The organism is Lentibacillus sp. Marseille-P4043 (assembly GCF_900258515.1).
GTDB lineage: Bacteria > Bacillota > Bacilli > Bacillales > Amphibacillaceae > Lentibacillus_C.
In genome coordinates, this window is the sequence record NZ_LT984884.1 from 626609 (window position 1) to 638434 (window position 11826).

At 35.3% G+C, this 11826-nt stretch carries 8 protein-coding genes; 1 reads left to right on the top strand and 7 read right to left on the bottom strand.

What is annotated here, in order from left to right:
- Positions 1–107: 107 nt before the first annotated feature.
- From C8270_RS03295 to C8270_RS03315, 5 genes are all read right to left on the bottom strand, one after another.
- Positions 108–623, bottom strand: a complete 516-nt coding sequence (locus C8270_RS03295) for a hypothetical protein (RefSeq protein WP_071396668.1) — start codon at positions 621–623, stop codon at positions 108–110.
- 613 nt (positions 624–1236) lie between these two features.
- Positions 1237–3144 carry a TnsD family Tn7-like transposition protein gene (locus tag C8270_RS03300; protein ID WP_106495395.1) on the bottom strand — a complete coding sequence of 636 codons (1908 nt, stop codon included), beginning with the start codon at positions 3142–3144 and terminating at the stop codon, positions 1237–1239.
- A gap of 6 nt (positions 3145–3150) precedes the next feature.
- Positions 3151–4803, bottom strand: a complete 1653-nt coding sequence (locus tag C8270_RS03305; protein ID WP_071396670.1) for an ATP-binding protein — start codon at positions 4801–4803, stop codon at positions 3151–3153.
- Positions 4796–6946: a Mu transposase C-terminal domain-containing protein gene (locus tag C8270_RS03310; protein WP_071396671.1), complete on the bottom strand. Its 2151-nt coding sequence runs from the start codon at positions 6944–6946 to the stop codon at positions 4796–4798. The genes C8270_RS03305 and C8270_RS03310 overlap by 8 nt, the downstream gene beginning before the upstream one ends.
- Positions 6937–7788, bottom strand: coding sequence for a heteromeric transposase endonuclease subunit TnsA (locus C8270_RS03315; protein WP_071396672.1), 852 nt, complete (start codon positions 7786–7788; stop codon positions 6937–6939). Before C8270_RS03315 ends, C8270_RS03310 begins: the two co-directional genes overlap by 10 nt.
- Before the next feature lie 537 nt (positions 7789–8325).
- On the opposite strand from C8270_RS03315, the gene C8270_RS03320 reads away from it, so the two are divergent.
- On the top strand, positions 8326–8652 hold the full coding sequence (locus tag C8270_RS03320; protein ID WP_106495387.1) for a YnfA family protein: 327 nt from the start codon (positions 8326–8328) through the stop codon (positions 8650–8652).
- A gap of 59 nt (positions 8653–8711) precedes the next feature.
- Here the strand turns inward: C8270_RS03320 and istB are convergent, their stop codons facing one another.
- Together istB and istA are read right to left on the bottom strand one after the other, a co-directional pair.
- A complete protein-coding gene (gene istB / locus C8270_RS03325; protein ID WP_106495398.1) occupies positions 8712–9458 on the bottom strand; it encodes an IS21-like element helper ATPase IstB in 747 nt (248 codons plus the stop codon).
- A gap of 1 nt (position 9459) precedes the next feature.
- On the bottom strand, positions 9460–10989 hold the full coding sequence (gene istA, locus C8270_RS03330; protein ID WP_442785818.1) for an IS21 family transposase: 1530 nt from the start codon (positions 10987–10989) through the stop codon (positions 9460–9462).
- Between the last annotated feature and the right edge of the window lie 837 nt (positions 10990–11826).

An 11826-nucleotide genomic window follows, 5' to 3' on the forward strand; every position in this document is an offset into this window, starting at 1 on the left:
ACCTTTATGCCGGGTTTATTTTTTAGTTATTTCTAGCAGAAAAGAAATAGGTATTTATACCTATCCATCGTTCTAAACCATTTTTACTTTCTAGTATTCTTAGCAAATTAAATAACGAGCATGAAATTATCAATTTTATCTTCAATATCATATTTATCATTTAGGTCTGTATAGTTTTTTAATAGTTTCTGGATTTCTTCTTTACTCAAAGCATCTAATAAAACATCTTTGAAATCCTGATATTCTTCCTCATCATCTTCCTCAATGTATGTATATTCATCTACATAATCAACTAAATCCCATTTTATATACTTTAAAAGTTCCTCTTCGTTATCAAATAAATCCCTGAATCCTACTTTTTCTGCTTGAATTAAAATGTCACCCTCGTTTTCATCAAAAATAGTTATGGAAAAACCATTATCTTCAAGGTGTTTATATAGTTGGAACGGGGACAGTTCATTGAATTGATTTAATGGGAAATCATATTCATCTACTCCTGAAACAGTATTCAAACCTACCCGATAGCATCTTCCCTCCTCAGTAATTACAATTTTTTGTCCATGGACTCCATGAATGTATTCTAAAATGAAATCTTTACTATCCTTTATTTTAATTTCTTTCATAATATATCATCCTCCTTTTCTGGCCGTTTACACGGGTGTTCACCTTCCCATCGTGTAACTGTACGTTCGTTCCCGTATTCCCCTAATGTACAATTAAACGTCCTCCACCTCCTTTTTTTAATGTGGAAAATAACTCCGTATTAGGAACGGAACTGGTTACTTTTTTTATCAATTTGTTCACTAAGTTAGTTGTATCATAAATTCCAAAAGACAATATCGATATAAATAGAAATTCTTGATGGGATATTTTCATTTGGCTATTATATTAAATCGTGAAAATAGTGAAATTAAATATCTTATTATCAATATCTATTTTTATCAGGAAACGCCATTTAAAAGGGGGTTATTTTTAATCCTATACAATCATATAAGGAAACCCTTAACTAAAATTATAGAGCCAATTCCCCCTACATTTTTCAGTGATTTAATACTAAATAGACTATTGCAATAAGATATTTAGAATTACTATATATCAGAACGGATGAAGTAATTTTTGATTAACTAATAATAAAAAAGAGCAAGATAGAAAATTACTTCCTAGTCTTACTCTTCTTTCTTACTGTTATAAAATTTACTAACCTAACCATGAAAAATTAAAGCGATATATACCTATTTAACGAACCCATAGGCACAAGTTATTCTTCTCAATAATTAATTTTATTGCTTCTTCCTGAAGGTCTTTCTGGAAGTTTTCCCTAATCCCCGCCTTTCGATATATTCTCCATAAAGATAAATCCTGACCGTCTTTCTCTAACTCTTGTACTGCCCATTGTAACCTTCTAATTTGAAAATCCTTAATACTCTCAGTTTTGTCATTCAAATACGCTTTTGTCATTGGTAGTTTATCAAGGTGTTTTTCCAATAATGGTCTAATTCCAATTCTACTACCTACTGAACTTATCGTAATACGTACGGGCTTCCCGACAGTCAACATATCATTGACTGCAATTCTTACATTTTCGTAAATTTCCTCGTCCCGTTGCTCCCAGTCAACCCTATGATTATCGTTGACTGTTGATTTTATTTTAGGGGAGTTTCGATTCAACCAGTTCCTATCATTTCGGTACAGCCATGTAAACACTCTATTGTTAAGTTGGCGTAATTCTGTTTTACTGCTGTGCGGATACTGTTTTATTAAATTCAGCCATTCTCTTCTGAAACTTTCTTTCTTCTCAACAGAAGAATCTTCCTCATTGATATTTACAATTTTTTGATCTTCCCCACCTCTTTTTAACCAGTATGTTTTCAAATCTAATTTCTTCGCATATTTTTTGACTGTGGCTGGGTCTACAGCCAATTGCCTTGCCGTTTCCCTTAAACTTAGTCTTTGATTAGTAAGTTTCTTTAATTTGTTTTCCCATACAGAGCCAAAATGCTTAATCTTTGTTATTTTATATCTGTCTTTTTCTTCACGATCAGGGCCCGTTCTGAGGTAAACAAAGCCGCAATCACATATAAAAACACCAATAGGACTTTTACTATCTGCACCATACTTTAATTCCATATCGTTAATCACAGGTTTTAAATAATGGCTAGCAGCAGAATTCAAACATGGCCATGGTCTCTCTCCAAAGGGCTTGTACTCAATTTTTTTATTAAAAATATGTGAAGGAGAAATCCCCAAAAAATGTGTAAATAAAAGATGTCTGATAGGATGGCTTGATTTATTGTTTCTCCGAATCATTTCATATAGCCAATTACTATTACTATTGAAATCAATGTCGGATTGAACCATTTTTAAAAATCTATGACCATAGAAATTCACGAATGATTCTAACAACTCCTTTTGTTTTATCCTACCGTTTATATTTGCAATCCCAAGTTCTTTTAGCCTATTGATATACTGTCCTTTAAACCACTTTAATGATTTATTTTCCATTTTGTTATTTAACAGATAATCAATATCCTGTGCAATATTGATTGCCTTATCCATGATATTGTCAGGGTAATTTAACTTAGGGTAATTTATTTTGCAAGTTTCTGGAGTGGCTAATCTATAATCATGTTTGTTATAACCCCTAACAGGGACTTGGCTATCATAAAGCGGGGTGTTATGCTCTGGACAAACAAGAACTCCCGGTATTTGATGAATTCTATGCCAATACATTTCTCCAAGATTATACATCTCCTCATCGGCACATTTGGGGCAAAATTTAAAGTACTGATTAAACTTAACTGAACTTGCCATCAAACCAATTCTATTGTAAATACTGCCCCCCTTGTCCCCAATCATAGATTCCTTAACTTTAGCAGCATGTTCAGAAGACAGGAAAGCAGCGTAGAATGGATACAGTGTATGATTTGCAATTAAGTATTCTGGCGTATAATGATGGCCAACAGGAAGGTTTTCCATAATACGATAGATATGAGAAGGCAAGTCCATTATTGCTGTAATACTGTCCGTACCGTATATATCCTTTTGTGTGGCTTTAATACTGACGTTTCCACTACGAACGTGGTATCTCGCCAAAACGCTATATAAAAGTTCATCTTTATACGGTACTGGAAAGAAGGTCATCATTTCACATCACCCTGTCTGACCGAAATCGTATTCATAACTCTTGATAAAACCCCCATTACCAAGACCTTCATAGGCTGTTTTGTTTTCCTTACGACATTCAACAACTAAGGTCCTTATATCATTCTCTACAGAAGATTCTTCTTTCTTTCGTTTTTTATTTCGTTTAGTTGAAGCGGATATACCCTGTATGGTCTTAACAACCAGTTCGTTGATATCCAAATTCGCCTCTTTTTCAGTAATTTCTTCTACAACCTTTTGAACCTCGGTAGGTTCAAAATCCAATTCTATAAGTTTCAAAATTGCCTTTTCTTTTATTGAAATACTCATTTCTTGTTCTTTTTTCTTTTGTGTTCTTTTTATTGCCTCCATCTTCATTTGCAAATCAACAGAAGCCCTTTCTTTTTCCATAAATCCTAAAAAATCTACGTCCACTGTACTGATATCTTCAAACTTTGCAATCTTACTAATGTTGCCCGACTTCAAAGCCTGAATCATTGGCCTAACAAGTTGCAAATGCTTACTAGCCACCTGACTAATTGTTTCTGGCATTATTTCTTCTCTTTCCATCATAATGGCCTCAATTTGAGCCATGGCATAAAGTTTTACAGCGATATCAATAATACCTTGGCTTTCCTCATACAGGATATTTTTAAAATCATCCGTTAAAGGAATCTGTTTTCTTGTCCATTGATAGCCCCAAAGAGCATTAATCAATAAATCCCAGTTTTGGTCGTTTTTCAACCTATCCCAAATCATATCCCCTTGACCACTTCCCCGTCTTGCCTGTCTAAATTCGCTTTGCAAAATAGACAATCCAGCGGGTGTTCCTACTAAAATAACTGGAACTCCAATTGTATTAACTAGTGTTACAAAAAAGTTCAGCATCTTCTGATCCCCACCACTTTTGGCTTTACTTAAATGCTGAATCTCGTCTATAACTAAAACGCCCAGCCCTGTGTTTCTCGCTATTTGAGACATAATCACCAACATATCATTTATAGTTTTTCTACCTAGGCCAAATTTTTTATGATACTCTGTTCCTAATAAATCGTCTACCTTACGGAAAAATTCCAAGGCTAGTCCTCTCAAGGAAGAATCAAATGGGCAATCAAGTTTAAGCCATACAAGTTGATACATACTGAAATTTACTCCATTATAGTCTTTATGAACAATGACTTGAGGGTATAAAGATAAAATCCTATTTAAAGCCGTTGTTTTTCCCATGCCACTTACACCGATTATCGTAAATCCTGCTGCTGTTGTTCTAAAAACACTATTATTGCTTAATTCACTTTGCAATCCGTTGATATTTCGATGCCCTTCCTGCAAGCCCTGTGCATATCCGGTTCGAAAAGGATTTCTTGCCAAATATCCCTGCCGAATAACTCTGGAAATTCTACTTTCCAAATCCAAGTGTATCCATAACGGCTGAAAACATTGGAATAATCTTTGTACCAAATGAATGCGATAATGTTTATCTAGCATTCTTGCTTTTGAATTGTATTCGGCATATATAGCCATTTTTTCAATGGCTTCCTCTGTAGAAAGGATAGAGGGAAGTGCTTCAATGAAGGGATTCCCTCTATATTCCTCAATAACCTGTTCCCCGTATTCAGCGACAACAGCATCACAACCATTTGGAATGATGACTCTATTCATCTTTTTTATTTAAAGCCTCCTTCTGCTTTCTCAACAACAAATCATACCCTGTATCCCTCATACTTTCAGATTGATTAAAAGGAACAACCTCTGAGTTTTCTATATTACTTTTATTTAATTCAAAGGCCTCTTCTTCACGTTGAATCATTTTTTCAACAGTACGGTTTTCTCGTATGCTTCCAATCTTGCTTCTATTACTGGTTTGATTCGTTTGATTTTGAGATGTTTTCTGTTTAGCCTGATTTACAATTTCCTCGATTTCAGTATTTAAATCAACTTTTGACTGTATTGTCTTCTCCTTGTGTTGCCTTTCTTTCAGTTTCTCGTATTCTAGCAAATAATCGACTTCTTCAACTACCTTGCCCTTATAACGTTGTTGATGTTCCAATAAAAAACATTTATCAAAACTCAAACCATCTTCAGCCCGTAAATATATATAATCCATATTTCTTGGATCATAACTTATTTCAATTTTCCAAGTCCCCCGATTCCGTGCTTTTTCAAACCACCTTTCCTTTAAGGACTGTTTTGAACCATATAGTAACCCTTTATACGCAATCCCTTTTGCAGTTACAGTAGCCTTGCCCGTTGGCATGAGATTAAGTTTTACAATATCTTCTGAAGCATGACGTAACTTTCCAGATTTGTTGTTTATCCCCCATTCCCAAAGTTGTATTGGAATAGACTCTATGCCGTCCTCCACCATCATTTCTTCACGCTGATAGTTTGTAAGATAATGTTGATTATTATGATATAAAACACATTTAATAATCACTTGAGTAAACTGGTAAATATCCAATTGTGCTTCCAAACGGTAATCACGATCCCCACGTTCTTTAACAGGCTTTACTGAACCCGGCAGAAAAGCCTTCGTTCTTGTATTGGTCACTCGGAAATGCTGTTCAATTATTCCCTTTAAATCAGCCCTGTAAGAGGGTGTATTTAGAATTTTTATTCCGAAGTTATTAATTAGGGGCTCAACTTTACTTCCCTCTAATTCTCCTCGGTCAGCCAAAATAGATTCTGGAAGATGTGCTGCAGGCCACTCATGTTTTTCAATCTCAATTCCGAAGTCCCGACAAAAACTAACTTTATCAGAGGCAGCATTAGCCAAAGCCATCATTGCACCAGCCCAAGATGGACCTTCCAATCCAATATATAGACCTACGATCATTCTGCTATAAACATCCATTACAGAATAAATTACAGGTCGTCCAATTATCCAATCACGATTAAATCTTGATAACAGGTACAAGTCGCCTACCGTTGCATCAATCTGATAAACTGCACCGGGACCTAATGCTTCGGTTGTAGACTCCCCAATAATTGCTCTATGATTTTGGTCATAGTTTTTTCGACCTTTTCTTTGGCTGATTTCCTTTTTTATGTCTCTTTCCTTTTCAAACCAATATCTAAATTGATTTAGTGAAGGTAACTCTCCATAGGATTTTATTACGGGTATTTCTACTTTTCCTTTCACTTTACTGTCCATGCTAAAATAATCTTTTAACATTAATTCGTAGGTAAGAGTTAGTGATTTTTCAGCAGAGGAGTAATAATGCTTGTTTATAGCAGACCTAAATATTTTTTTAATATTTTCATCAATATTTATTCCTTCTCCTGTAACCTGTCCATGCTTTCTAGGCCTTCCTCTTTTTATTTCACTTGCCCTCTTTTCCTTACCCTTACCCCCACAGAGATAATAATCAGGTAAAAGGGCATTTTTGGTTTTACCGCGTTGCCAATACTTCTTTAAGTAGCGAATAACTGTACTTTCATGAACATTGTGGACTTCACATATTTTTAGAATTAATTTTCTCCTTTCTGCTGAGTGGTAAACAAATGGTTCTAACTTCACGATATCCTTTATGATCTCCCAAGCATTGTCACGTAAGGACAGATGCTTTTCAGGAATATCATTTTCATTTATCAACCGTCTGAAAGGGTCTTTTTCAACAATAACCATGCTACCCTTGTTAAGTCCGTCTTCTACTTCTGAAATATTCATTTCATAGGGCAGAGAGATGGAATGAATATTAAAAAAGTACCCATAATCATGTGCTTTATTAAGCCATAATACCCTTTCAACTACTTTCTCGTTTTCTGACGTAGTAAAGGAAATAAGATTATTCACTACAAGCATTTTCTTTTTGCCTCCTCATGCGTAATTCGTGGCTTTACTTCAATTATTGGGTTGGATAGATTTACATTAATTTGATTAGTCATATCTATTCCAATCTGTTTTGAAGCAATTAAGAACTTGAACACAAATAACCCTGTACCCGAATCGTTATTAAACTCCTTGTCAAAATCAGCAGTTATCTTTCTAACTGAATGCTTGGCATCTATTAATCTTTCTATTAAAGCGTTACCTAAATAAATCAGTTCATCCTGTGTAAAGCCTCTTTCAGCATATGAAAATAAGGAAGAATGCACCCATTCAATATTTTTTGCAACCACATTAGAAATTTCTTTTTGCGTAACAACTCCCCAGTCTATTCCTTTTTCCGTCCAATATCGGCGTTCAATTTCTAATCTTTCTAATGTCATTTTCTTCTCAAGTTCCGAAGCCATTTTTATGCTTCTTGCTAAATACAAATTAACTCCATCGGCTCTATTTATTGTTATTAAGAAATTAGTACTTAGTGTATATGGGTATCCACTTTCCTTATCTGTAAAAAGTTTAAAATTCAAATCTGATTTCTGTTGTATAGTATCTTCAAGATCCAATAGGGGAAAATGTTCTCGTATGTCCACAACTGCATCTTCCCACTCCAACATATAAAAGTATCGAGCCTGCAAATCCGAAAATAAATGATGTACCCTACCACTCTTCCACCCAAGTATTCTTGATACCCGCCCCATAGAAGGAAAATCCTGAATAGTCAACCACGGTTTATATTCCTTACCTGCTCCTTGTCCTCGTCCTTCTTTAACAAACCGATTATATTTATTCTCATTCCAAGATTGATTACGTTTTGTCATACTCCACTTCCTCTACTGCATTATGTATCTAGTACTCTAGTGAATTTTTAGTAACTCGATTCTAACGGGCCGGTTAGACACATTCAATATCCCCCAGCAATCTTTTTTATGATTTTAAGAGAACATTATTATCATTCTTCTAACACCTAAGATATTTACTGCAAATAAGTTTTTGTAACTATGTTAAATTAGAATAAAGTTTGCAGAAACGAGTAAATACGTCCATCCCTTGCCATATATAGCCTCAAAGGCATTACCCAACTTATTTCATGAGAATAAAGTTTGCACAAAGATTTGCTCGTTTTAAGTCAGAAATGAAATCAATAAATAATAAAGATAAGAATAAAGTTTGCTTAAACATAGAGGAGAGATCACCAAACAAAGAGAGTAACCTAAACCTCATGAAGGCACCTTACGGTGACACCTGAACCAAAACCGATTCTTGACTTCTGATTGTTATAGGGTAATGCAGTTCTTTACTACCCTTGGAATACGGTATAATTGCCATGTTAATTAGTTATCAAGGGTGGGCATTAAATGATTTACACAATTGTATTGTTTATATTTGCTGGATTTGCAGAGATTGGTGGAGGTTATCTTATCTGGCTATGGTTAAGAGAAGGTAAGCCATTTTATTGGGGTGCTTTCGGAGGACTAGCCTTAGCGTTATATGGTATTATTGCCACATTTCAAACATTCCCATCATTCGGCAGAGTATATGCTGCCTATGGAGGAGTATTTATTGTTCTTTCTGTATTGTGGGGATGGGGGATTGATAAAAGAACACCTGATTTATACGATTGGATAGGTGCTGGTATATGTTTAGTGGGTGTTTCAGTAATGTTATTTGCACCTCGCCAATAAATGTATTTCGCAAGTGAAAATTGAGCCACATCGCAATTTAATTTTGAGCCACTTACTTTTTAGTTATTTTTAATCCAATCTTCTGTTTCTCTCATTCGATAAGAAGTACCATTCATATTTAAAACGTGTGACTTATGAGTTAAACGATCCGTTAATGCTGCTGTTAATACGGCATCGTGGAAGATCTCTTGCCACTTTAAAAATGACAAATTACTGGTGATGATCGTTGACTTTCGATCTGCCCTTAAGGATAGATGGGAAAACAGTAATTCAGCTCCTTCTTTATCAAATGAGATATATCCTAATTCATCCAATATTACGAGATCATACTTTTCAAATTTTAATTCAAATGATCGTAATGTGCGTTCCGAGCGATGTTCCTTCAATTGATTAATAAAAGAAGGCACTGTCGCAAAGAAAACACGATATCCGGCTAAACATGCTTCCATTCCTAACCCAATAGCTAGATGCGTTTTACCGGTTCCAGGAGGGCCTGTCAAAATGACATTCCGGCCCTCTTTAATAAAGTATAGGGTTTTTAGGTCTGGTAGTTTTTGTTGCGCTGGCTTTGGTAATGCTTCTTCTACTAATTCATCTAACAATTTCTTTTGTGGAAAATTCGCAGCCCTAATTCGGTTTTGCTTTGCGCGAATTAATCGATCTGCTTTTTCCTGTGTTAATACTTGAAGTAATACATCATATGCCCGTTCTGGATGTTTAAAATTGCTAGAATCCTGAACCATTTTTCGAATGCTTGGTAGTCTTAAATCCTTACATAACTCAATTAGCTTTGTTTGTTGTTCCATTTCACACTACTCCTTCTGTTGTATAAAAAAGATCCTGATAAGCTCGTAGATTCGATTCAGCTTGTTTTGCTATATCATCATTTTCTTCGATCATTGGAGATCCGTCTGATTGCTCACATATAAACTGAATTCGCTCTGTTGAAATATAATCGAATCGGACTTGTTTCAATTGCTCAATGGCCTTTAATACTTCCTCAAGATTATCTTTTTCCTTTATAAAATGGAGTAGCTCTAGAAAATCTTTCTCTTTTCCGATATAATACTGTTGATAGATATTTTTAATATGGGTTGGTGCCTGCTTCATACATTGACTTTGATTCAGGGCACCTTTTTTCTTTTCAAATGTTTTCAAATAGTGATAGATATCCATTTCCCACTGATGAATCCCCCAATTTCGAGGATGGGCCGCCACAAATTCACCATCAATAAATATTCGAATATGCTCTGCCCCTACCTTGGCACGGATATATTTCCCCACATGTCCCTCAGGGACAGAATAGTGATTTTGTTTAATCACAATGGTACTGTATTTATCTACTCGGCATTCAACCAATTCTGCTGCGTCAAATGGGTGAATTGTATTCTTTTTCACTGTCTTTTTCTCTTTTTTCAACAGGTCGATATGCTTTTCCTTATATTCATGATGCAGTCGCTGGTTCAATGTTTGTAATACAGTAATTAAATGTTGATTAGCTTCTGTTATGTTTTCGAACTTGTATATGGATGAAAATGCCTTCCGCCGTATAAACTCGACACTTCGTTCTACATGCCCTTTTTCATTTCCTTTTCTCGCTTCACATAATCGGATACGAAATTGATAATAGTTCGAGATCTGGATCATTGGGTCCGTGATCGTTTTTGCGTTACCAATAAATGATTTCACCACTGTTCGCATGTTGTCGTAAGTAAAGACTGCTGGTATAAAATCCAAGTGTTCGATCAGTTTCGCATGTACGTCCAATACACATATTTGAGTTTCCGATTCATATAATCTCGCAAACCGATAATTACTATATGGCAACGTAAAAACAGCTAGCGAATAACTTCCTATCTTTCCATCTATCTCTAATTTCACTTCTCCCCAATCAAATTCAACCTCTGCACCTGGTTCACAATACTTGCGAATAAACACTTCTCTCTTCTTCTCCGTTTCTTCATTCACATAATTTCTAACCGTTGTATAGCCGATGTTATACCCTTCGTCTCGTAATGCTTCATACATATCAATCATTTTCATTTGTTGTTTAGCCATGTAATGTTGTTTTTTCCATTCATTTTCAGCAATGAATTGTTGTAACTTCGCTTGTATTTCCTCTGTAAGGACGCGTTTTTTACTGATTCTTGGTTTATACGTTGGTGCGCTCATAATGTCTTCAGGAATCGGCAACTGTCGAATATCCTGCTGTTTGCTTTCTTCAAACTTCGCAATGTATTTCTTTATCGTATTCCTTGCGACTTTAGTTGCTTTTGAAATGCTTCTTTGGCTCTCTCCATTTAGATATCTTTTAATAATTTCTTGTTTCATGTTCAATGTCACCACTCCCGAAACTCCCCCAATATTAAATTGTAATACTAGGGTATTTTCTAATAAGGTGGCTCAATTTTCAATTGTCATTGTGGTTCAATTTTAAGTTACCATATACAACACCCACATATAATGAACACATTTTAAAAGCAATACCACAATCAACATGCATCCTTATCCATTATTTTCACCTTTGGCTGTGAAAGTAATTCTAAAACCTTCTCCAAATAAAAAAACCGAGAAAAGATATCCTAGATACGTTCCCGATTCGATAGTCTATATATCAGACTCATACATAGACTGGCTCCCACTTCCCTTTTTTGAAAAATCATTTTCAGATTGTAAGTGGGGGATAAGTGAGACTGACACTTTATTAACAGAAGTTACATAGGAGACAATAAGAAACCTTACGGTTCACCAATACCACCCAGTTCCCTTGTGATATCCCCGTATAGACTTGGCTGTCATACAGTGGTATCCCATGCTCTGGACAAACAAGAACCCCCGATACCTGATGACTCCTCTTACATGACCAATCCCTTATTATTTATATATATTTATTTCATAGGAGAAACCACTTGAAGCATTTTACACGTTACAGGGTGTGGGCATTCGTTCATTGAATTAGTTTCGGGTCTGTATACCTTTAGAGAGACATAGGGACATTCCTTTCACCCTACTTACTCAAGGGTTACTCTTCCCGTAAGGGAATTCCCTACAGATACCTCATTATGGCCATAAATCCACATAAAAAACCCCGTTTATACATCCATATACTGGATACACTCACGGGGCTTTATGCAAACTTTATTCTTCTTATGCAGACTTTTTTCTTATTCTGCA